Origin of the sequence: Actinacidiphila sp. bgisy167, from assembly GCF_965342175.1 — a bacterium.
Taxonomy (GTDB): Bacteria; Actinomycetota; Actinomycetes; order Streptomycetales; family Streptomycetaceae; genus Actinacidiphila.
Window position 1 is genome coordinate 18,871 of the sequence record NZ_CBDRBL010000009.1, and the last position, 21,735, is coordinate 40,605.

Genomic DNA, 21,735 nt, shown 5'->3' on the forward strand with positions numbered 1-21,735 from the left:
GCCGTGCTCCGACCGGGTGGGCCCCGGGGCGCGCACGGCGCGGCGGGAGGCGGCTGCCGCCACCGCCGCGCCTAACCTGGCCCGCATGTCCCGTCCCCGCCGTCTCGCGGTGACCGCGCTCGTATCGCTCGCCGCGTCGGCGGCCCTCGCGTCAGGGGCCGCGCAGGCCGACGGACACGCACCCGTCTGGCTGGAGCTGGCGACCTGCGAGAGCAGCAACCGCTGGAACACCAACACCGGCAACGGCTTCTACGGTGGGCTGCAGATCTTCCAGCCCACCTGGGCCGAACACGGTGGTCTCGACCTGGCTCCCAGGCCCGACCGCGCCACCCCCGACCAGCAGGTGACCGTCGCCGAGGAGATCCTGCGCGACCAGGGCTGGGAGGCCTGGCCGACCTGCGCGCAGCGCCTGCGGCTGTCCGGGCGGGCGCACGCGCTGCAGCGCGGCGAGACCCTGGAGTCGGTGGCCCGGCGCTTCGACGTCAGCGGCGGCGCGGCGGAGCTGTACCGGCTCAACCAGGACGTCATCGGCTCCGACCCGAACCGGCAGCTCACCCCGGGGACACTGCTGCGCCTGCCGAAGTGAGGCCGTCGGGAGCACTGCGGCGGCGCTCCGACCTGGACCGCCGGTCAGGCCGCACCGTTTCGGCCGCAGCGTCCCGGCCGTTGCCGCGCTCACGCCGGACCGCCCGCCCCACCGTCGTGCCCGCGCCCGCGGCCCGCGGCCGTCACCCGGCGAGTCCCTGTCCGTAGCCCGGCGGGGTGACAGCGCCACCCGTGGCCCGAGCGGCCGGCCGATCCGGGGAAGGCAGCGTGGAGCGCCTGCCCGCCGCCCCGGAACCGGTGACAAACGTCACAGGGGGGAAACAGTGCGGACACGAGGGCGTACGAGAAGGCGAACCGGTACAACCTGTGGGTCTGGTGAGCGGGGTCTTTCCAGCACGACGGCGGGCACCGGTCCATGGGAGCAGGAACACGGGGACGCATGCGTATTTCCATACTGATCCACAATGCGTACGGGGTCGGGGGCACCATCCGCACGACCTACAACCTGGCCAGCGCCCTGGCTGAACGGCACGAGGTCGAGATCGTCTCCGTCTTCCGCCACCGTGACGAGCCCACGTTCGCCCTCGACCCGCGCGTCGGCCTGCGCCATCTGCTGGACCTGCGCCGCGGCGGCGGGACGTGCGATCTCGACGACCCGCTGTACGGCAGGCCGGCGAAGGTCTTCCCGTCCGGCGAGAACCGCTACCAGCAGTACAACGCCCTCACCGACCGGCGGATCGCGGCCCATCTGGCGTCCCTGGACGCCGACGTCGTCATCGGCACGCGCCCCGGGCTGAACGTCCACATCGCCCTGCAGGCCCCGCGTCACGCCGTCCGGATCGCGCAGGAGCACCTGACGCTGGACACCCACTCCGTGCCGCTGGTGCTCACGCTGCGCCGGCTGTACCCACGGCTGGACGCCGTCACCACGACCACCGAGGCCGACGCCGCCTGCTACCGCCGCAGACTGCGGCTGCCCGGGGTGCGGGTGGTCGCCGTGCCGAACAGCGTCCCCGACCCGGGCATCGCGCCCAGCACCCTGGACGCCAGGTACGTCGTGGCCGTCGGCCGGCTGGCCCCGGTCAAGCGTTACGGGGACCTCATCCGAGCCTTCGCCAAGGTCGCGCGGGAACGCCCCGACTGGGGTCTGCGGCTGTACGGCACGGGCGGGGAGAAGCAGAAGCTGGAGCGGCTCATCGCCGACCTGGACGTCGGGGACCGGGTGACGATGATGGGCGCGGCGTCGCCGATCGAGCCGGAGATGGCCAAGGCCTCGCTGCTCGCGGTGTCCTCCAGCACCGAGTCGTTCGGCATGACCATCGTCGAGGCGATGCGGGTGGGCCTGCCGGTGGTGAGCACGGACTGCCCGCTCGGCCCCGGCGAGATCATCGGCGACGGGGTGGACGGTCTGCTGGTGCCCCCGCGGGACGTGGACGGGCTGGCGGCGGCGATACTCCGGCTGATCAACGACGACGAGCTCCGTCAGCGGATGGGCAGGGCAGCCCTGGAGAAGGGCGCCCGCTACGACCCCGCGCAGATCGCCGGCGCCTTCGAGGGCCTGATGGAGGAACTGGTCGCCCGCCGGGCGGGGACGGGGGGCAGGCTGCGTGCCGTCGGACGCCATGTCGGCGGCCTGGGCGTGGGTGTCGCGTACTCCGGCAAGGACCTGGCCGGCGCGGCGCGGCGGCGGGCTCGCCGCCTCCGCAAGAAGCTGCGGGGCAAGGCGCGGGGCATGCTTCGCGGGCACGGAACGAAGGGTGGATCGCCGGTCGGGGGGCCGACCGACCGATAGCGCGTGTCGTCGAACGGCTCCGCCCGGAGGAGGGTGCCGGCTGCCCGCGTCCGGCACGGTGGGACCCCGGCCGCGCGCGAGGCGGACGGCGGGGACGGCGGGCGCGGATGGCGGGCGTCGCCGGGGACCACACCGGCGTCGCCGATGAAGAGGGATGAGGAGGGAGAGATCTCCCGACGGCGGGTTCGGAGGAGTCCGCGGTGAGGTCGACGCCGAGTGCCGGGAGGTCGGGCCTGATCGCGCCCGCTCCGGCCGGTCCCCGCCGTTCGTGATCGGCCGGATCCGGTGGGGCGGCTCGCGGGCGCGTTCTGCCTGCTCGGTGCGTCATTGAGCGTCCGGTCGAACGAAATTACGATGAGGGGGTCATGCCGTAGCGCATCGAGGGGGGCACCCCGTGACGCATCCGGAGCACGACCGCGCGCTGGAATGCGCGCTCGCGGCCGCGCGGCGCGGCCTCCCGGTCATCCCGCTGTCGCGGACCAAGCTCCCCGCGATCCGTTCACCGCACCGCGGGGAGACCGGCCGTGGCATGTGCCGCGGACAGTGCGGACGGCTCGGTCACGGGGTGCACGACGCCGCCACCGAGCCCGCCCGGATAGCCGAGTTGTTCGCGGCGGCGCCCTGGGCCAGCGGGTACGGGATCGCGTGCGGGCGGTCGCCGCACCATCTGATCGGCCTCGACCTCGACCGCAAGGACGGCGTCGACGGTGTGACCGACCTGGTGGACCTCGCCGCCCGGTGGGGCTTCGCCGTGCCGTGGACGCGTACGGTGCTCACCCCGAGCGGCGGCCGGCACCTGTGGCTGCGCGGGCCGGCCGAAGTGATCGTGCCGAACTCCGTGCGCAGGCTCGGCCCTGGGATCGACGTGCGCGGCAGCGGCGGCTACCTGGTGGGGCCGGGCTCGGTCACCACGGCGGGCCGCTACCGCTGGGACCCGCCGACGGCCTCGATGCCGCCTGCCGCCGTGCCAAGGCGGCTGCTGCGGCTGCTGCTGGCGTCCCCGCAGCGCCGGGCCGGGCGGGCCACGACGGGCACGACGGCGGGCGCGGCCGAGCCGCTGATCCGCTTCGTCCTCGCTTCGCCGGTGGGGGAGCGCAACGAGCGGCTCTTCTGGGCCGCCTGCCGGGCGTTCGAGAACGGGCACGGGGACCACGTCGCCGCCCGGATGGTCGAAGCGGCCGTCCGCGTCGGTCTGCCGGAACGCGAGGCCGCGTCGACCGTGGGCTCCGCCCGGCGGCACGTCCTGCGGCGGTCTGGCGGGCGGCGCTCGGCGGGAGCACTCTGACCCCATGACCTCAACCGCACCGAGGGCCGCCCGGGTCGCCGTCACCGATGAGGCAGCGAGGCTGCTGCGGCGCCTCGCCGACCAGCACGGCCCGTTGATGTTCCACCAGTCCGGCGGCTGCTGTGACGGCAGCTCGCCCATGTGCTACCCGCTGGGGGAGTTCCTCACCGGGGACTCCGACGTGCACCTCGGCGACCTCGGCGTCCCGGGCATCGATCCGGTGCCGGTGTGGATGTCGCGCGACCAGTTCGCCTACTGGAGCCACACCCATCTGACGATCGACGTGGTGCCCGGGCGCGGCAGCGGCTTCTCGCTGGAAGCGCCGACGGGCAACCGGTTTCTCATTCGTTCCCGACTGCTGACGGACGACGAGTTGTCGACGCTTGGGATGTGATGTGAGGGATGTGTGTGGGACGTTCGCCGGGAATTCCGCGCGACCGCTCCGGACGATATTCAGGGGCCAGGTCCGTGAATTCGGTGGCCGCCGGGAAAAGTCACCCCCAAAGAGTGAACGGTGCACGCCAAACGCCGACCGGGATTCTGTGACACAAGTGTGACGATCAAGTCGCCCACTCCTTCCGTCACGGCTCGTGTGCGCCTACGGTTGCTCATATGGCAACCGATCCGATCGCCGCACGGCAACCGCAGGACGAACCGGACTCCTACGTCGGCCTCCCGGCCGACGACGCCGAGCGCCGGGCCACCGAGCGCGGCTGGAGCACGGTGCGCGCCCTGCCGCCGGGCGCCGTCATCACCATGGAGTACCGGGTGGGCCGGCTCAACTTCACCGTCCAGGGCGGCCGGGTGATCCGCTGCTGGAGCGGCTGAGGTCTCCGGCCCCCGCACGGCGCCGCGCAGAAGGACACGGCGCCCCGTACGGAAGAAGGCCCTGGCCGCCCGTCTCGGGGCGGTCAGGGCCTTCGTGCGGCCTTGGGCGGGGTGGGAGCGTGCGTACCTGCCCCGCGGCCGGTCAGCCGGTGGCGCCGCGGCGGCGGGCAGCGCCGGCCTGGCCGACGGGCGCCGGGCGGCCCGGCCGGTCGGCGGGCGGTCGGCGGCTGCCGGAGGGGGTGACCGGGGTGCGCTCGTGCCGGTTGGTGTGCGGATGTGCCGGGTGGTGCGGTACCCCCGAGGCGGACGCCGTCGCGCGGCCGCTGAGAACGACGGGCTCGAGTAGGCCGTCCGGGTTGTCGCAGAGCTGGCCGGGGGCCGCCGCCGTGTTCGCGAGGCGGGCTGCCGCCGGAACCGGGCCGGTGGCGCGGCGCCGCTCCCAGGCGGCTGTGATCCGCTGCTCGGCGGAGGCCATCAGGGGCTCGAACCAGGGCAGTGCCAGCAGGATCAGCAGGCCGGCCGCCCAGCCGAGCAGGACGTCGCTGACCCAGTGGGTGCCGAGGTAGATGGTGGTCATGCCGACGCCCAGCGCCAGCAGGGCGGCGATCACGGAGGCGACCCGGCGGACCCACGGGGTGGAGGCGAGATAGGCCAGGACGCCCCAGGTCACCACGGCGTTCGCGGTGTGACCGGAGGGAAATATATCGCCGCCGGCAAAGAGTTCGGCGGATCCGGCGGTGGTCGCGTAGTGCGGGCCCAGCCTGCCGAGACCGTATTTCACCGCGCCCACCGTGACGTTCAGCAGCAGCAGCGACGTGCCCAGCACGAGCAGCGGGTGCAGGGTGCGCTGACGCCAGGCGCGCCAGCCCAGCCAGGAGGCCACGATCACGGCCGTCGGGCCGCGCTGTCCCAGGACGACGAAGTAGTCGAGGAACGCGTGGATCTGCGGCCATTGCTTGTACGGCCGCCACATCATCACCTGCCAGTCCAGCGTCACGAGTTTGGACGTGGTCAGGACGGCTACGACGATGGCCACATAGGCCACGAGCGTCGAGCCGAACAGCAGTACGCGTGTCCGGCTCATGCCGGGTGGCGCCTGAGCTGTCCCGGGCTCCTCCACGAGGCGAGGCTTGTCATCGGTACGCACTCAATCGACGTTACAGCGTGTGATGGCGGAGTTCGGCCGGAAGGGCTGGTTCGTAATGACCATGTGATGTGGACTGCGTCTCACTCCACCCAATGGCGGCAGGGCCGGCATGTGCATTGAGCCGAATGCGGGAACTCATTGTTTTTGTGTTTCGACGTGCGCCGAGTGCTGTTCGCGGAAAATACGGCCATGGTTTTTCGTGCGCAGTGGCCGCCGTTGATCGGCCGTCACTTCCGCCGGGGCTCGCCCCCCTCGGGGCGGCTCGCCGGCCCGGCCGGTCCGAGCGCCGGCGATCCGGGCGGATGCCCGTTCGCCCGCGCAAGGGAGGTGTCCGGCAGTTCTCGCACGGGTGACCCGTGGGTGGCCGGCGCGTGGCCTGCGCTGTGCCGGTCACGGGAGAACGTGACACGCGCCACTCGCCATCGGCGCGGACTCGCGTAGTCTGACGACTTCACTCGCCCTCGTCACTGGGTTCCCCCAGGACCGTCCCCTCGTCCTGCCCAGCGACCGCGAGCGCACCGCTGGGAGGTACGTACATGACAGGGACGTCCTCGGCCGGCATCCCCGCGCCTGCCGCCGTCCCACGGCACACTCGGCCGGTCAACCGCTGGACCGTGCTGATCGTCCTCTGCGTCAGCCTGCTGCTCGTCGCGCTCGACGCGACCGTGCTGCACGTCGCCGTTCCCGCGGTGAGCGAGGACCTGCGCCCCGGAGCGATAGAGCTGCTGTGGATCGTCGACGCCTACCCGCTCGTCGCCGCGTCCCTGCTCATCCTCTTCGGCACGTTGGGCGACCGGGTCGGAAGGCGCAGGATCCTGCTGCTCGGTTACACGATCTTCGCGGCAGCCTCGGCGGTGGCCGCCTTCGCACCCGACCCGCGCGTCCTCATCGCGGCCCGCGCTCTGCTCGGCGTCGGCGGCGCGATGATCATGCCGGCGACGCTGTCGATCCTCCGGCAGGTCTTCCCCGACCGCCAGGAGCGGGCCGTCGCCATCGGCGTGTGGAGCGCCGTCGCGGCCGTCGGCGCGGCCGTCGGGCCGGTCCTCGGCGGCTTCCTCGTCGAGCACTTCTGGTGGGGCTCGGTCTTTCTGATCAACATCCCGCTGATGGCAGCCATCCTTCCGGTGGCCCGCTGGCTGCTGCCGGAGTCGCGCGGCAAGCTGGACGGTCCCTGGGACGTCCTCGGCGCGGTGATGGCCGCGCTGGGCATCCTCGGCGCCATCCTCGGCGTCAAGCAGATCGGCGGCGGAGCGGCTCCGTACGAGCCCTCCGCGCTCGTCCCGCTGCTCGCCGGGGCGGCCCTGCTGGTGCTGTTCGTACGCCGGCAGCGGCGGCGCGAGCACCCGCTCATCGACATACGCATGTTCGGCAGGCCGGCCTTCGGCACCTCCGTGGGCTGCATCGTGCTGGCGCTGCTCGCCCTCGTCGGCCTCGAACTGATCGCCGTTCAGTATCTGCAACTGGTCCTCGACCTGAGCCCGCTGCAGACGGGGGTGCGGCTGCTGCCGCTCACCCTCGCCGCCATGGCCGCGGGGCTCCTGGGCTCGCGGATGCTCGGCGGCCTCGGCCCGCGTGCCATGGTGAGCTCCGGTTTCGTCCTCACCGCAGGCGCGGTGCTCGTGCTGACCCTGATGGGCCAGCACGACCGGCCCGCTGTGCTGACCGCGGGTTTCGTTCTGCTCGGCTTCGGGCTGGAGACCACGCTCTTCGGCGCGTACGAGTCCATGCTCAGCGACGCACCCGCGGAACAGGCGGGCGGCGCGGCGGCGATCGGCGAGACGTCCTACCAACTGGGCGCCGGCCTCGGCATCGCCCTGCTGGGCAGCGTCATGAACGCCGCCTACGCCCCCGCCGTCGGCCGGGTCCCCGGAGTGCCGGCGGACGCCCGCGCGTCGGCCGGGAAGTCGCTCGGCGAGGCCTACGAGGTCTCCGACCACCTCGGCGGTTCGGCCGGGGCGTCCCTGCGGCATGCCGCACGCCACGCCTTCGTCCACGGGATGCACCTCACCCTGGTGGTCAGCGCGGCCCTGTTGCTGCTCGGCGCGGTCGCCGCGCTGCGGCTGCCCCGCCGTATGGAGTGCGGCGCGGCGGCCCAGTGGCCCGCGGCGCCCGGGATCCCGGCGCCCCGCGAGCACGCCCTGGCCGGCGCCGACGCGTCGCGCTGAGCACACCTCCGGGGGCTTTACCCGCTCCCGCCGCGGAAGTAGCTTCGTCGGCGAAGCGCAGTGATCACCGGAGAGGACGACGATGTCCGCTGGAAAGCCGCAGTTCGACCCGTACGACCCGCTCGGCCTCGACGACCTGCTGGAGGACGAGGACCGCGCGGTGCGGGACACCGTCCGCGGCTGGGCCGCCGACCGCGTGCTGCCGCACGTGGCGCAGTGGTACGAGCGCGGCGAACTGCCCGGGATCCGCGAGCTGGCCCGGGAACTGGGTTCGATCGGCGCGCTGGGCATGTCGCTGACGGGCTACGGCTGCGCGGGCGCCACCGCCGTGCAGTACGGCCTGGCCTGCCTGGAGCTGGAGGCGGCCGACTCCGGCATCCGCTCGCTGGTCTCCGTCCAGGGCTCGCTGGCGATGTACGCCATCCACCGCTACGGCTCCGAGGAGCAGAAGCAGCGGTGGCTGCCGCAGATGGCGGCCGGCGAGGTCATCGGCTGCTTCGGACTCACCGAACCGGACCACGGCTCGGACCCGGCGGGCATGCGCACCCACGCCAAGCGGGACGGATCCGACTGGATCCTGAACGGCCGCAAGATGTGGATCACCAACGGTTCGGTCGCCGGCGTCGCCGTGGTGTGGGCCCGCACCGACGAGGGCATCCGCGGCTTCGCCGTGCCCACGGACGCCCCCGGGTTCTCCGCCCCCGAGATCAAGCACAAGTGGTCGCTGCGCGCCTCCGTCACCAGCGAGCTGGTGATGGACGACGTGCGCCTGCCCGCCGACGCCGTCCTCCCCGAGGTCACCGGCCTGCGCGGTCCGCTCAGCTGCCTGAACCACGCCCGCTACGGCATCGTCTGGGGCGCCATGGGCGCCGCGCGCAGCAGTTTCGAGGCGGCTCTGGAGTACGCCCGCACCCGTGAGCAGTTCGGCCGGCCCATCGGCGGCTTCCAGCTGACCCAGGCGAAGCTCGCCGACATGGCGCTGGAACTGCACAAGGGCGTCCTCCTCGCCCACCACCTCGGGCGGCGCATGGACGCGGGGACGCTCCGTCCGGAGCAGGTGAGCTTCGGCAAGCTCAACAATGTGCGCGAGGCGCTCGAGATCTGCCGCACGGCCCGGACCGTGCTCGGCGCGAACGGCATCTCCCTGGAGTACCCCGTCATGCGGCACGCGACCAATCTGGAGTCGGTGCTCACCTACGAGGGCACCGTCGAGATGCACCAGCTCGTGCTCGGCAAGGCGCTCACCGGCCTGGACGCCTTCCGGTAGAGCGGCGCCTTCCGGTGGCCGCGGCGCGCTCCGGTGTCCGCGGCGCGCTCCGGTGTCCGCGGCACCGGGGGCCGCCGCGGTCAGTTCTGGTTGAAGAACCCGTCGCCGCCGCGCTTGTTGTCGGCGTTGACGACCAGGTAGTCGGGCGGGGTCAGCAGGAAGACGCGGTTGGCCACACGGTCGATGGAACCGCGCAGACCGAAGGTGAGACCGGCCGCGAAGTCGACGACGCGCTTGGCGTCGGCGGGCTCCATGGCCGTCAGGTTGACGATGACCGGGACGCCGTCCCGGAACAGCTCGCCGATGCCGCGGGCGTCCCGGAAGCCGTCCGGGGTGACGGTGGCGATCCTGCGGCCCTGCTCCTCCGCCGAGTCGGAGGCCACGCGCACGCGGGGGTCGGTGACCCAGGAGTCGGGGGAGGACGCCTCGGCGCCGTCGCCGTAATCGGCGTAATCCTCGTCGTAGTACTCCTCGGCGCTGTTGTCGTCGACGAGTCCCAGCCAGGCGCTCGCCCGTCGTACCGATCCCATGGACGCCTCCTCTCGCACGCGGTCAGTCTGCCGTCCGCACCTCTATGGTCGTGCATGATGCGGATGTTGCGCCAAGCGGATACCCACTGTGGGGTGGATTCGTGACAGACCTGGTGCATAAATCGCACTAGTGGCCCCCAGTCAACCCATGTCATACGTCTTCTGACGGATCATCGGAAAGGGTCTCGCTCGGTAGAGTGAGGGCGCACCGCCGGACAGCCGAACGGGCGGGGGTACCGGACGACCAGCCGATGACATGCTCCGCTGCTGCGAATGACGTACGGGGGACCGCGATGTTCGGAATCGTCAGGCCGTGCAGGCACCGTCTGCCGGAGAGGCTCGCCATGGAGTGGGCGGCTCATCTGTGCGGCCTCTGCCTCGTCCTGCGGGATGAGCACGGTCAACTGGCCAGGCCCGCCACGAATTACGACGGGCTCGTCATCTCGGTGCTGGTCGAGGCGCAGGCCGGACGGACGGAGAGCCGTCGCCGCACCGCGGGGCGGTGCCCGCTGCGCGCGATGCGCACCGCGCTCGTCGCCACAGGGGAGGGCGCCCGGCTGGCCGCCGCGGTCTCGCTGGTGCTGGCCTCGGCGAAGCTGCGCGACCACATGGCGGACGGGGACGGGCTGCCGGCCCGCCGCCCGGTCGCCGCCGCGGCCCGCTCGGTGGCCCGGCGCTGGGACCGCGCGGGGGCCGTGACCGGTTCGGGGCTCGGCTTCGACACCGCGGTGCTGGTGGAGGCGGCCGGCCGGCAGACCGCCGTGGAGGCGGCCGCGGGGCCCGGCACATCGCTGCCGACCGTCACCGAGCCCACCGAGACCGCGACCGCCGCCGCGTTCGCCCACACGGCCGTGCTGGCCGGACGCCCGGCGAACCGTGCCCCGCTGGAGGAGGCGGGCCGGCTCTTCGGCCGTCTCGCGCACCTGCTCGACGCCGTGGAGGACCTGGACGCCGACGCGGCGGCGGGGGCGTGGAACCCGCTGACCGCCACCGGCGCGAGCCTGGAGGAGGCGCGGCGGCTGTGCGACGACGCCGTGCACGGCATCCGGCTGGCGCTGCGCGAGGTCGAGTTCACCGACGGCGCCCTCGCCCGCCTCCTGCTCGCCCACGAGCTGCGGCGGTCCGTGGACCGGGTGTTCGGCGCCTCGTGCGCACACCACCCGGGCGGGCCCGGAGGTCCGGTGGGGTCGCCCTGGCGGACCCCCGGCCCTGCGCGCCGACAGGGCCCCCGCCGAGGACTCCTCGCCGGGTGTGCGGTGTTCGCGGGGCTCTGCTGCACCTGCCGGCTCTGCTGCCAGGAGCACTATGACGACCCCTGGAGCGGTGAACGGCGCGAAGGCTGGTGCTCCAGGTGCGACTGCGACTGCGGCTGCGGAGACAGCTGTGGAGACGGCTGCTGCGACTGCGACTGCTGCGGCTGCGACTGCTGACGCAGCGCCGGCTGATCCGGCGCCGGCCCCGGGGCAGGGGCAGGGGCAGCGGAGCCGTCCCTTCGCGCCAAAGCTGAGGCTGGGCCGAAAAGGCGGGCATCTCGCCAGCCGGTGCGTGGAGTAGCAGGTGATACGTCGTCATGTAAGCGGATACACGCCGGTATCGGAGTGTTACGGGAGTGTGATGCGGCCGAAACCCGCCCTTGTGCGCTTGTGCCCGACTCTGAATACTCCCGGTGAGGCGTAGGAATTGTCAGGAACACGCCATCCCCACAGCAAGGCGGCGCCTTCACTGCGCCTCACCGGCCCGCGCTACGCGGGTCAACTTCCCTTCCCCCACAGGAGGAAACCGTGAGGATCAAGCGCACCACTCACACCCTCGTCCCGAGACGCGCACGGCTGATCGCTGTGGCGTCCGGTCTGCTCGCGGCCACCGCGCTCGCCCTGCCCGCCGCCCAGGCCGCCCCCGCGCCCACGGCGACCCCCGAGGCCGCAGCCGCACTCACCACGTCCCTCGGCTCCACCTCCACCGCAGGTGCGTACTACGACGCCAAGGCCAAGGCCATGGTCGTCAACGTCACCAACGACAAGGCGGCCCGGGCCGTCAGCGCGGCCGGCGCGGTCCCGAAGCTCGTGGCGCACAGCACCGCCCAGTTGGAGAAGGCCGGCAAGGCCACGCTCGCCGCGGACGTCGCGGGCACCTCGTGGGTCGTCGACCCCAGGACCAACCGACTGGAGATAACGGCCGACAGCACCGTCTCCGGCGCCGAGATGGCCAAGCTGCGGGAAGCCACCGCCTCCTACGGCGACGCGGTCACCCTCCGCCGCGAGGCCGGCACCTACAAGCGGCTGATAGCCGGCGGCGACGCCATCTACGGCGGCGGCTACCGCTGCTCGCTGGGCTTCAACGTGCGCAGCGGCAGCACCAACTACTTCCTCACCGCCGGGCACTGCGCCGAGGTCGCCTCCACCTGGTACTCCAACTCCGGCCAGACCACAGTGCTGGGTTCGAACGCCGGCTACAGCTTCCCGACCAACGACTACGCCCTGGTCCGGTACAGCAACACCTCCGTCACCAAGAGCGGTACGGCCGGCAACACCGACATCACCAGTGCCGGCAACGCCTTCGTGGGCCAGGCCGTCCTGCGTGACGGCTCCACCACCGGCATCCACAGCGGTACGGTCACCGGCCTCAACGCCACCGTCAACTACGGCGGCGGCGACGTGGTCTACCAGATGATCCGCACCAATGTGTGCGCCGAGGGCGGCGACTCCGGCGGCGCGCTGTACACCTCCGGCGGCATCGCCCTGGGTCTGACCTCCGGCGGCAGCGGCGACTGCCGCACCGGCGGGACGACCTTCTTCCAGCCGGTGACGGAGGCGCTCAGCGTCTACGGCGTCAGCGTCTTCTGACCCTCCGGGAGGTCCGCGCCTCCCTTCCGTCACGGACGTGCCCGGCGGCCGCACGGCCGCCGGGCACGCGGGCGCGGGCTCCTGCGCCTGCAGTCCCACCAGCCCCTCGATCATCTGCGCGGCGCCGGTGCGCACCCGGCCCGGCAGCGACTGCCGGGCCAGGAGCGAGCGGTTGAGTGTCCGGCGGTCCAGCACGGCGCCTTCGGGGATCGTCTCCATGGGCGGTCACGGTAGGGCGGATCGCGGTCAGGACCCGTCCGCGATGCCTGTCAGACTGCCGCTGTGCCTGAAACCTCCGCCCGACTGCTGCGCCTGCTGTCCCTGCTCCAGTCCCGGCGCGACTGGACGGGGCCCGAACTCGCCGAGCGCCTCGACGTCACCGCCCGCACGGTGCGCCGCGACGTGGAGCGGCTGCGCGCCCTGGGCTACCCCGTGCACGCCACGCCTGGCCCGGCCGGCGGCTACCGGCTGGGCGCGGGCGCCGCGCTGCCCCCGCTGCTGCTCGACGACGAGGAGGCGATCGCGGTCGCGCTGTGCCTGCGCACCGGCGCCGGCGGCAGCGTCGAGGGGATCGAGGAGACCTCGCTGCGCGCCCTGGCCAAACTGGAGCAGGTGCTGCCCGCCCGGTTGCGTCGCCGCGCCCAGGCCATGGAAGCCGTCGCGGTCTCCCGGCCCGCGGGCCTTTCCGGGCGCCGTCGCCCCGGAAGCGCTGACCGTGATCGGCGCCGCCTGCCGCGACCGCGAACGGCTGCGCTTGACTACCGGGCGCACGGCGGCGCTGTCGGCCGCCGCACCGTGGAGCCGCACAGCCTGGTGCACCATGGCCGCCGCTGGTATCTGCTCGCCTGGGACACCGACCGGCAGGACTGGCGGACCTTCCGTGTGGACCGGATGGACCTGAAGTCCCCGACCGGCCCCCGCTTCACGCCGCGGCGGCCGCCGGCCGACGCCGCGTCGTACGTCGCCCACGGCGTCACCTCGCGGGCCTACCGCCACCAGGCCGTCGTCGTCGTGCACGCCCCCGCCGAGGCGGTGGCCGAGTACGCCGCGTACGCGACCGTGGAATCCACCGGGCCGGACAGTTGCGTGCTGCGCGCCGGTTCGGAGTCCCTCGACGCGCTCGCCGTCTCCATCGGCATGCTCGGTGTCGACTGCGAGGTGCGGGAGCCCTTGGAGCCGGCCGAACGGCTCCGGGCCGTCGCGGACCGGCTCGCCCGGGCGGCGGGCGCGCCGCGGGGGGACGCCGCCGGGGCGCCACCGGGACCGTGAGCGGCCTCCGCCCCGTTTCCCGCAGGTTACCCGCGAGGTACCGTGGAAGTACCGCGATTCCAGACACCCGGGGGCTGTGATGGTCGTCGAGTTGATAGCCGGTGTGCTCTCGGCAGGAGCGTTGTACTTTCTGGCAGGAGCCCGCGTGGTGCAGCAGTTCGAGCGGGGCGTGGTGTTCCGGCTCGGCCGGGTGAGGGGCGGCGTACGGCCCCCGGGATTCACCATGATCGTGCCGGTCGTCGACCGGATGCGGAAGGTGAACCTGCAGATCGTGACGATGCCGGTGCCCGCCCAGGAGGGCATCACCCGCGACAACGTCACGGTCCGGGTGGACGCGGTGGTCTACTTCAAGGTCGTCAACGCCGCCGACGCGATCATCAACGTCGAGGACTACCGGTTCGCCGTCTCGCAGATGGCCCAGACCTCGCTGAGGTCGATCATCGGCAAGAGCGACCTGGACGACCTGCTCTCCAACCGCGAGAAGCTCAACCAGGGCCTGGAGCTGATGATCGACAGCCCGGCCATCGGCTGGGGCGTGCAGATCGACCGTGTCGAGATCAAGGACGTGTCGCTGCCGGAGGCCATGAAGCGCTCGATGGCCCGCCAGGCCGAGTCCGAGCGCGAGCGCCGGGCGCGCATCATCAACGCGGACGCCGAGTTCCAGGCGTCCAAGAAGCTCGCCGACGCCGCGGCAGTCATGAGCGACACCCCTGCCGCACTCCAGTTGCGCCTGCTGCAGACCGTCGTCGCCGTCGCCGCGGAGAAGAACTCCACGCTCGTGCTTCCCTTCCCGGTGGAGCTGCTGCGCTTCCTCGAGCGGGCCCAGAACGCCTACCCCGCGGTCGTCGAACAGCGGCCCCCGGCCGGACCCGGTGTGGCGGCCGGTCCCGCATCCACGCCTGCTCCTCGGGGCACCGCCGACTCGTACGAGTCCGCAGCGCCGGAGCCCGGCCCGTCCGACTCCGGCACGCCGCCGACCGGGACCGCCGGGACGGTCGGGACGGTCGGGACGACCGGGACCGCCGAGGAGCTTCCCGCCGAGGTGCGCGGGAACCTCGCCGCGGACCCGCTGCTGGACACCCTCGGGCCGCAGCGGCCCACCGACGTCAGCTGAGTCCGCCCCACCCGCCAGCTGAGTCCGTCCTCCGCCTGCGGCCCGTCCGGTCGCCAGACGTACGGCACGGCCGCCGCCACCGGCCGCAGGCCCAGCCGCAGGATGGGGGCGCTGTCCGGGGTCGCGTAGACCTGGACGAAGCGGTGCCCCGCCGCGACCGCCGGCCGGGCCCGGCGCCACCGTCGCCCGGTGGGCGCCCTGTCCTGTTCCCGCCACTGGGGGAGGGCGGAACCGCCCCACAGCGGGTGGATTCCACACAACCACGTTGCGGGGCGAACGCATTGGCGCCGGGGCAGCCGGGCGCGGTGCTCGGGGTCCGGAGCGCAGGGCCCTGGGGGCCGGGCTCGCGTAGATCAGCGGAACCGGCGCTGCAGGGGGAAGGCCATGACCGTCGCGCCGACGTGCGCCGTCCGGTGCGCCGGGCGCGGCGCCTTGGCCTCCTCGTGCAGGCCGACCAGCAGGGCCGCCAGCCGGTGCCGGAAGTCGTCCCAGACCTCGGCTTCCTCGTCCCCCGGGTGCTGCGGGGGCCGTGCGCCGTACGGCGGTTCCACCAGACCCGAGTCCGCGAGGCGGCGCAGGAGGCTCACCATGCGCGGCCGTCCGCGGTGCGTCACGGGCTTGGAGAGGGTGTCGGTCGCCGTCATGGCGTTCAGTAAACCGTGCCGTCCCCTTGCCGACGCAACTTCTCGGCAGCACCGGGGTGGCGCTTCGCGTGACGCGGGTCGACGCATGGGACGGAGGAGCATCGATGGGGCGCCCGGAGGTGACACATCTCGCACCCGTGCGGTGTTTGGGCCGTCCTGGAGGGTGCGTTGCCCTGCCTCCCTCGCGGCCCGGCCGCCCGCCCGGCGCCACCGGGACCCGCGGGTCGGGGCGATGACGCCGTGTCCGGGGTGCAGAGGGGCGGTCCGGCGTAGCGTGTCCGCCGTGACGGATCTGGTGACACGAACGTGCGACCGCATCGACCGGCTCGACGCCCGGATCAAGGCGTTCGTGCGAGAGCCGGACCGGAGGGGCCGGTTGGCGGCAGAGCTGGCCGAGGCGGCCGCGGCGCCGCCGGGGGCGCTGTCCGCGGTGATGGTGGGCGTCAAGGACATCGTCCGGATCGACGGGATGGAGACCAGGGCCGGGTCCGCGGTGCCGCCGGAGGCGCTGGCCGGACCGCAGGCGTCGCTGGTGGACCGGCTGCGGGGAGCCGGGGCGCTGGTCGCGGGGAAGACGGTGACGGCCGAGTTCGCGGTGACCGCTCCGGGCCCCACCCGCAACCCGCGCAACACCGCCCACACCCCCGGGGGTTCGAGCAGCGGCTCGGCTGCGGCGGTGGCGGCGGGACTGGTGCCGCTGGCGGTCGGGACGCAGACCGTCGGCTCGGTGATCCGGCCCGCGGCCTATTGCGGGGTGGTGGGCTTCAAGCCGACCTTCGGGCGCGTTCCGGTGGACGGGGTGATCGCCAACGCACCGAGCTTCGACACGGTCGGGGTGCTCGCCGCGGACGTCGCGACGGCGGCGCGGGGCGCCCGTGTCCTGTGCGACGACTGGCGGGAGCAGCCGGCCGGCGAGGGCCCGCCGGTGCTCGGCGTCCCGGTCGGCCCGTATCTGGACCGGGCGGGGCAGGAGGCCCGGGAAGCCTTCGCGGCGCAGGTCAAGCGGCTGGAGTCGGCGGGCTGGACGGTGCGCGAGGTGCCGCTGATGCCCGACTTCGCGGCGGTCGTCCGGCAGTTGTACGTCATGAACCGCTTCGAGGTCGCCCGTACGCACGCCGACTGGTTCCCCCGGTACGGCCACCTCTACCGGGAGCAGACCGTCGCCGCCATCCGCGAGGGCCACGCCATCGGCCGCGACGACTACGAGCGGGCCGTGGGCGAGCGCCGGGTCTTCCGCGAGCGGCTGCTGGCGGCCATGGGGGCGGTCGACCTCTGGCTGGCGCCGTCCGCCACCGGCCCCGCACCTTTCGGGCTGGCGGGCACCGGCGACGCGGTGATGTGCCTGCCGTGGAGCAACGCCGGCTTCCCCGCGGTGAGCCTGCCCGCCGGGTCCGCGGCGAACGGTCTGCCGCTCGGACTGCAGGTCGTGGGGCGCCCCGGTGAGGACGAGGAGCTGCTGCGGTGGGCGGCCGGGCTCGCTCCCGTCGTCATGCCGGGGTGAGGGCGGGGTCCGTGCCCGGGAGCGGCGTCGTGGGGTGCGGCGGCGGTGACCTCGGGTTGTGCGTGATGACCTCGGGGATGTGCGCGGCGCGCTCCCGTCCGGGCCCGCTCGGGGTCGCTGGGGAGCCGACCCGAGGCGGGTTTCGTACACGCGTTCGATAAGTGGTCTATGGTGGAAGGCAGAGGGTTCGAGAAGGGGGGAGAAGCGGGCGGTCGGAGGTGCGCATGGCGGGATTCACACACCTGCACACCGTCTCGGGTTTCTCGCTGCGGTACGGGGCCTCGCACCCCGAGCAGCTCGCCGAGCGCGCCGCCGAACGCGGGATGGACGCGCTGGCGCTGACCGACCGGGACACGGTGGCCGGGGTGGTGCGCTTCGCCAAGGCGTGTGCGCGGGCCGGGGTGCGGCCGCTGTTCGGTGTCTCCCTGGCGGTGCCCGCGGCGTACGCGGGGGAGGGCACCGGCCCGCAGGCCGGCCCGCAGCCCCGCCGCCGCACCCCGGTGCGCGGCGGCGCCTTCGTGCCGGAGGCGACCGACCGGGCGGTGTTCCTCGCCCGGGACCGCCGCGGCTGGGGTGCGCTGTGCCGGCTGGTCAGCGCCGCCCACGCCGACGGCGGCATCGGTTGGCGGGACCTGGGCCGGGAGGGGCTGTACGTGCTGCTCGGCGCGGACTCCGAGGTCGGCCGCGCGCTGGCGGCCGGACGCCCCGACCGGGCCGCCGGGCTGCTGCGCCCCTGGCGCGAGGTGTACGGGGACGCGCTGCGTCTGGAGGCCGTGCACCACGGCCGCACCGGCACCGGGCACGGCTCGCTGCGGCTCGCCGCCCGCACCGTCGGCTTCGCCGTCGAGCAGGGCGTCGTTCCGGTGCTGACCAACGCCGTCCGCTACGCCGACCCCGGCCAGGGGGAGGTGGCCGACGTCCTGGACTCGGCGCGCCGCCTGGTGCCCGTCGACGTACGCGACGCGGGGAGCCTGGACAGCGGCGAGCGCTGGCTGAAGGACTCCGGGGACATGGCGCGCACCGCCGAGCGGGTCATGGAGGCGGCCGGGTTCACCCGCGGCGACGCCCGCCGGCTGCTGCGGGCCACCGAGGAGACCGCCGCGGGCTGCGCCGTCGACCCGGAGGAGGACCTGGGGCTCGGGCAGGTGCACTTCCCCGAGCCGGAGGTCGTCGGCGCCGGCGCCCGCAGCGCCGACCGCGTACTGCGTGCGCGCTGCGCCGCCGGGATGGTCCGGGAGGGCCACGACCGGGACCCGGAGTACTGGGCGCGGCTCGACCACGAACTGCGGATCATCGAGCGACTCGGCTTCGCGTCGTACTTCCTCACCGTCGGCCAGGTGGTCGCCGACGTACGGGGGATGGGCATCAGGGTCGCCGCGCGCGGTTCGGGCGCCGGCTCGCTCGTCAACCACCTGCTGGGCATCGCCGCCGCCGACCCCGTCGAGCACGACCTGCTCATGGAACGCTTCCTGTCCGGCCGGCGCGTCTCCCTGCCCGACATCGACATCGACGTGGAGTCCGCCCGCCGGCTGGAGGTCTACCGGCGCATCCTGGACCGCTTCGGCGGCGATAGAGTCGCCACCGTCGCCATGCCCGAGACCTACCGCGTCCGGCACGCGGTGCGCGACGTGGGCGCCGCCCTCGGGATGGACCCGGAGGAGACCGACCGGCTGGCCAAGGCCTTCCCGCACATCCGGGCCCGCGACGCGCGGGCCGCGCTCGCCGAACTGCCCGAGCTGCGGCAGGTGGCGGGGGAGGACCACGGCCGGCTGTGGGAGCTGGTCGAGGCGCTGGACGCGCTGCCCCGCGGGGTCGCCATGCATCCCTGCGGGGTGCTGCTGTCGGACGCCGGGCTGCTGGACCGCACCCCGGTCGTGCCGACCAGCGGCGAGGGCTTCCCCATGTCGCAGTTCGACAAGGACGACGTCGAGGACCTCGGGCTGCTCAAGCTCGACGTGCTCGGGGTGCGCATGCAGTCCGCGATGGCGCACACCCTGGACGAGGTGGAACGGACCGGCGGCGGCCGGATCGACCTGGACCGCATCCCGCAGGGCGACCCCGCCACGTACGAACTGGTCCGCTCCGCCGAGACGCTGGGCTGCTTCCAGATCGAGTCCCCCGGCCAGCGCGACCTGGTGGGGCGACTGCAGCCGGCCACCTTCCACGACCTGGTCGTGGACATCTCCCTCTTCCGTCCCGGGCCGGTCGCCGCCGACATGGTGCGGCCCTTCATCGAGGCCCGGCACGGCCGCAGGCCCGTCCACTACCCGCACCCCGACCTGGAGCCCGTGCTGCGCGAGACCCACGGGGTGGTCGTCTTCCACGAGCAGCTCATCGGCATCATGTGCGTCATGACCGGCTGCGACCGGGGGTTCGCCGACGAGGCCCGGCGCGCGCTGTCGGACGAGGCACGGCAGGGGCGCTTGCGGGCCTGGTTCGCGGAGGCGGCCCGGGAGCGCGGCTACTCCCGCGAGGTCATCCGGCACACCTGGGAGATCGTCTCGGCCTTCGGCGCGTACGGCTTCTGCAAGGCGCACGCCGTCGCCTTCGCCGTGCCGACCTACCAGTCCGCCTGGCTCAAGGCGCACCACCCGGCGGCCTTCTACGCCGGGGTGCTCACCCACGACCCCGGGATGTACCCCAAGCGGCTGCTGCTCGCGGACGCCCGCCGGCGCGGGGTGCCGGTGCTGCCGTTGGACGTCAACCGGTCGGGCGCGGCCTATCGAATCGAACTGGTGTCCGGTGAGGAGAGTGGCGAGGAGCTGTGGGGGCTGCGGCTCGCGCTCTGCGAGGTGCACGGCATCAGCGAGGCCGAGGTCGCCCGGATCACCGCCGGAGCGCCCTACGCCTCCCTCCAGGACCTGTGGGAGCGCGCCCGCCCAGGCCGCGCCGCCGCCGAACGCCTGGTCCAGGTCGGCGCGCTGGACTCCTTCGGGGGCAACCGCCGCGACATGCTGCTCCAGGTCGCGGAACTGCACCGGCAGGGCCGGGCGTCGGCGTACGACGGCCAGCTCACCCTGACCGGAGGGGCGGACGAGCCGGCGTTCGCGCCGATCGGCCTGCCCGACATGGACGACGGCGAACGGCTCGGCGCCGAACTCGGCGTCCTCGGCATGGACGCCTCCCGCCATCTGATGGACGACCACCTCGCCTTCCTGGAAGAGCTGGGCGCGATCCCGGCGAACCGGCTGCGCGAGGTGCGGCACGGCGAGACCGTGCTGGTCGCCGGGGCCAAGGCGGCCACCCAGACCCCGCCCGTCCGCTCCGGGCGCCGGGTCGTCTTCACCACCCTCGACGACGGCACCGGCCTGGTCGACCTCGCCTTCTTCGACGACAGCCACGAGGCCTGCGCCCACACCGTCTTCCACTCCTGGCTGCTGCTGGTCCGCGGGGTGGTCCAGCGCCGGGGACCGCAGAGCCTGTCCGTCGTCGGCGCCGCCGCCTGGAACCTGGCCGAACTGGTCGAACTGCGCAGGCAGGGCGGCCTGGAGGCGGTCGCGGCACGACTGGCGGAGACCCCGGGCGAACCCGCAGGCCGCCCCGGGCCCCCGCCCGAGGGCCGCCGGGTCCGCATGCCCACCGTTTACGAGATGCACCCCTGGGCCGATCTGCGGCCCGCGGGCGAGGGCGCCCCGACCGGCCGCAAGCTGTGGCACTCCAGCCCGGGGAGCGCGGGACGATGACGGACGACCTGCAGGTGCTGTACGTGCATGTCCACGCCGGCGAGGCGGCGTACGAGCGGCTTCTCGCGCTGCTCGGCGACCTCACCCCCGTCGTCCAGGCACTGCCGCCCGACGCCGCGCTCGCCGACGTCCGCGGGGCGCTGCGCTACTTCGGGCGCGACGCCGCGGAACTGGCCACGCTGCTGCGGGTGCGGCTGCTCGCGCTCCACGGCGTGGACTGCACGATCGGCGTCGGCCCGAACCCGCTGCTCGCCCGGATGGCGGCGCAGGACGGACCGGAGGGCGCGGTGCGCGTCGCGCCCACCGACCCCGCGGCCGCGGCGGCCTTCCTCGCCGAGCGCCCGGTGGCGGCACTGCACGGGGTGGGCCCGGCGACGGCGCGGCAGTTGGGCACGTACGGCCTGGACACCGTGGGCCGGGTCGCGGCCGCGCCCCTGAGCACCCTGCAGCGGATCCTGGGCGCCGCGGCGGGTCGCAGGACGCACGAGCGGGCCCGCGGCATCGACCCGACCCCGGTCGTGCCGAACGCCCCCGCCCGCTCGGCCGGCGCCGAACGCCGCTTCGGCCACGACGAGCTGGACCCGGTGCGGCACCGCCGCGCCCTGCTGTCGCTCACCGAGGAACTGGGCTCCACCCTGCGCGCGTCGGGCAGGGTCGCCGGCTCACTGACCCTCACCGTCCGCTATGCCGACCGCTCCACGACCATCCGCACCCGCGCGCTGCCCGAGCCGAGCGGCCACGGCACCGTCCTCGCCGAGGCCGCGTACCGGCTCTACGAGGGGCTGGGGCTGCAGCGGGCACGGGTGCGCGCACTCGCGCTGCGCGCGGAGGGGCTGACGGACGCCGCTCTCGCGCCGCTGCAGCTCAGCCTGGATCCGGGGGACGAGAAGGCGCGCCGGATCGAGGCGGTCGCGGACCGGGCGCGGGCCCGCTTCGGCCCGCGGGCGCTGATGCCCGCGACGCTGTCGGGCGCCGCCTGACGCCTCGTCGCGGCACCGGCGCGCAACCGTTGCGGCGATTCTTTTACCCGCAGGTAGCTGGCACGGCTTGTTACTCCTCCGTAGATTTGACGGAGGCTCAGCACTCCGGTGATCCGGATCACAGGCCGCACGGGAGCCAGT

At 73.7% G+C, this 21,735-nt stretch carries 17 protein-coding genes; 14 read left to right on the forward strand and 3 right to left on the reverse strand.

Features of this window, described 5'->3' with window-relative positions:
• Nucleotides 1–85 precede the first annotated feature (85 nt).
• From ACRWND_RS05545 to ACRWND_RS05565, 5 genes are all read left to right on the forward strand, one after another.
• Nucleotides 86–586 (forward strand): transglycosylase family protein, encoded by a 501-nt coding sequence (locus tag ACRWND_RS05545; RefSeq protein WP_431946505.1) that lies wholly within the window; start codon nucleotides 86–88, stop codon nucleotides 584–586.
• 399 nt (nucleotides 587–985) lie between these two features.
• On the forward strand, nucleotides 986–2,338 hold the full coding sequence (locus ACRWND_RS05550) for a glycosyltransferase family 4 protein (protein WP_431946507.1): 1,353 nt from the start codon (nucleotides 986–988) through the stop codon (nucleotides 2,336–2,338).
• A gap of 394 nt (nucleotides 2,339–2,732) precedes the next feature.
• Entirely contained in the window at nucleotides 2,733–3,623 is an 891-nt protein-coding gene (locus ACRWND_RS05555; protein ID WP_431946509.1) for a bifunctional DNA primase/polymerase, read from the forward strand.
• 4 nt (nucleotides 3,624–3,627) lie between these two features.
• On the forward strand, nucleotides 3,628–4,017 hold the full coding sequence (locus ACRWND_RS05560; RefSeq protein ID WP_431946511.1) for a DUF779 domain-containing protein: 390 nt from the start codon (nucleotides 3,628–3,630) through the stop codon (nucleotides 4,015–4,017).
• A 218-nt stretch (nucleotides 4,018–4,235) separates the two neighbouring features.
• Nucleotides 4,236–4,451, forward strand: coding sequence for an I78 family peptidase inhibitor (locus tag ACRWND_RS05565; protein ID WP_431946513.1), 216 nt, complete (start codon nucleotides 4,236–4,238; stop codon nucleotides 4,449–4,451).
• A 142-nt stretch (nucleotides 4,452–4,593) separates the two neighbouring features.
• On the opposite strand, the gene ACRWND_RS05570 is transcribed toward ACRWND_RS05565, so the two are convergent.
• Nucleotides 4,594–5,598 carry a phosphatase PAP2 family protein gene (locus ACRWND_RS05570; protein WP_431946515.1) on the reverse strand — a complete coding sequence of 335 codons (1,005 nt, stop codon included), beginning with the start codon at nucleotides 5,596–5,598 and terminating at the stop codon, nucleotides 4,594–4,596.
• 536 nt (nucleotides 5,599–6,134) lie between these two features.
• On the opposite strand from ACRWND_RS05570, the gene ACRWND_RS05575 reads away from it, so the two are divergent.
• Together ACRWND_RS05575 and ACRWND_RS05580 are read left to right on the forward strand one after the other, a co-directional pair.
• Nucleotides 6,135–7,763: an MFS transporter gene (locus ACRWND_RS05575; RefSeq protein WP_431946517.1), complete on the forward strand. Its 1,629-nt coding sequence runs from the start codon at nucleotides 6,135–6,137 to the stop codon at nucleotides 7,761–7,763.
• 82 nt (nucleotides 7,764–7,845) lie between these two features.
• Nucleotides 7,846–9,030 (forward strand): acyl-CoA dehydrogenase family protein, encoded by a 1,185-nt coding sequence (locus ACRWND_RS05580; RefSeq protein ID WP_431946519.1) that lies wholly within the window; start codon nucleotides 7,846–7,848, stop codon nucleotides 9,028–9,030.
• An 80-nt stretch (nucleotides 9,031–9,110) separates the two neighbouring features.
• On the opposite strand, the gene ACRWND_RS05585 is transcribed toward ACRWND_RS05580, so the two are convergent.
• A complete protein-coding gene (locus tag ACRWND_RS05585; protein WP_431946521.1) occupies nucleotides 9,111–9,560 on the reverse strand; it encodes a cell division protein SepF in 450 nt (149 codons plus the stop codon).
• Nucleotides 9,561–9,853: 293 nt separating this feature from the next.
• Here ACRWND_RS05585 and ACRWND_RS05590 point away from each other — a divergent pair, with 293 nt between their 5' ends.
• The 4 genes from ACRWND_RS05590 to ACRWND_RS05605 all read left to right on the forward strand — a co-directional run bounded on the left by ACRWND_RS05590 (nucleotide 9,854) and on the right by ACRWND_RS05605 (nucleotide 14,786).
• A complete protein-coding gene (locus ACRWND_RS05590) occupies nucleotides 9,854–10,990 on the forward strand; it encodes a DUF5685 family protein (protein ID WP_431946523.1) in 1,137 nt (378 codons plus the stop codon).
• Nucleotides 10,991–11,341: 351 nt separating this feature from the next.
• Nucleotides 11,342–12,403: a S1 family peptidase gene (locus ACRWND_RS05595; RefSeq protein WP_431946525.1), complete on the forward strand. Its 1,062-nt coding sequence runs from the start codon at nucleotides 11,342–11,344 to the stop codon at nucleotides 12,401–12,403.
• Between the two features lie 282 nt (nucleotides 12,404–12,685).
• Complete coding sequence (locus ACRWND_RS05600; RefSeq protein ID WP_431946527.1) at nucleotides 12,686–13,672, forward strand: helix-turn-helix transcriptional regulator; 987 nt, start codon at nucleotides 12,686–12,688, stop codon at nucleotides 13,670–13,672.
• Nucleotides 13,673–13,751: 79 nt separating this feature from the next.
• On the forward strand, nucleotides 13,752–14,786 hold the full coding sequence (locus ACRWND_RS05605) for an SPFH domain-containing protein (protein WP_431946688.1): 1,035 nt from the start codon (nucleotides 13,752–13,754) through the stop codon (nucleotides 14,784–14,786).
• Between the two features lie 353 nt (nucleotides 14,787–15,139).
• Here ACRWND_RS05605 and ACRWND_RS05610 read toward each other — a convergent pair whose 3' ends face one another.
• Nucleotides 15,140–15,430, reverse strand: a complete 291-nt coding sequence (locus tag ACRWND_RS05610; protein ID WP_431946529.1) for a hypothetical protein — start codon at nucleotides 15,428–15,430, stop codon at nucleotides 15,140–15,142.
• Nucleotides 15,431–15,713: 283 nt separating this feature from the next.
• On the opposite strand from ACRWND_RS05610, the gene ACRWND_RS05615 reads away from it, so the two are divergent.
• From ACRWND_RS05615 to ACRWND_RS05625, 3 genes are all read left to right on the forward strand, one after another.
• A complete protein-coding gene (locus ACRWND_RS05615) occupies nucleotides 15,714–16,931 on the forward strand; it encodes an amidase (RefSeq protein ID WP_431946531.1) in 1,218 nt (405 codons plus the stop codon).
• Nucleotides 16,932–17,155: 224 nt separating this feature from the next.
• Entirely contained in the window at nucleotides 17,156–20,614 is a 3,459-nt protein-coding gene (locus ACRWND_RS05620; RefSeq protein ID WP_431946533.1) for a DNA polymerase III subunit alpha, read from the forward strand.
• Nucleotides 20,611–21,594 (forward strand): DNA polymerase Y family protein, encoded by a 984-nt coding sequence (locus ACRWND_RS05625; RefSeq protein ID WP_431946535.1) that lies wholly within the window; start codon nucleotides 20,611–20,613, stop codon nucleotides 21,592–21,594. The genes ACRWND_RS05620 and ACRWND_RS05625 overlap by 4 nt, the downstream gene beginning before the upstream one ends.
• Nucleotides 21,595–21,735 lie beyond the last annotated feature (141 nt).

Coding starts and splice junctions, on each gene's coding strand:
- ACRWND_RS05545 (WP_431946505.1), top strand. CDS start 86: ATGTCCCGTCCCCGCCGTCTCGCGGTGACCGCGCTCGTATCGCTCGCC.
- ACRWND_RS05550 (WP_431946507.1), top strand. CDS start 986: ATGCGTATTTCCATACTGATCCACAATGCGTACGGGGTCGGGGGCACC.
- ACRWND_RS05560 (WP_431946511.1), top strand. CDS start 3,628: ATGACCTCAACCGCACCGAGGGCCGCCCGGGTCGCCGTCACCGATGAG.
- ACRWND_RS05565 (WP_431946513.1), top strand. CDS start 4,236: ATGGCAACCGATCCGATCGCCGCACGGCAACCGCAGGACGAACCGGAC.
- ACRWND_RS05575 (WP_431946517.1), top strand. CDS start 6,135: ATGACAGGGACGTCCTCGGCCGGCATCCCCGCGCCTGCCGCCGTCCCA.
- ACRWND_RS05580 (WP_431946519.1), top strand. CDS start 7,846: ATGTCCGCTGGAAAGCCGCAGTTCGACCCGTACGACCCGCTCGGCCTC.
- ACRWND_RS05585 (WP_431946521.1), bottom strand. CDS start 9,560: ATGGGATCGGTACGACGGGCGAGCGCCTGGCTGGGACTCGTCGACGAC.
- ACRWND_RS05590 (WP_431946523.1), top strand. CDS start 9,854: ATGTTCGGAATCGTCAGGCCGTGCAGGCACCGTCTGCCGGAGAGGCTC.
- ACRWND_RS05605 (WP_431946688.1), top strand. CDS start 13,752: ATGGTCGTCGAGTTGATAGCCGGTGTGCTCTCGGCAGGAGCGTTGTAC.
- ACRWND_RS05610 (WP_431946529.1), bottom strand. CDS start 15,430: ATGACGGCGACCGACACCCTCTCCAAGCCCGTGACGCACCGCGGACGG.
- ACRWND_RS05620 (WP_431946533.1), top strand. CDS start 17,156: ATGGCGGGATTCACACACCTGCACACCGTCTCGGGTTTCTCGCTGCGG.
- ACRWND_RS05625 (WP_431946535.1), top strand. CDS start 20,611: ATGACGGACGACCTGCAGGTGCTGTACGTGCATGTCCACGCCGGCGAG.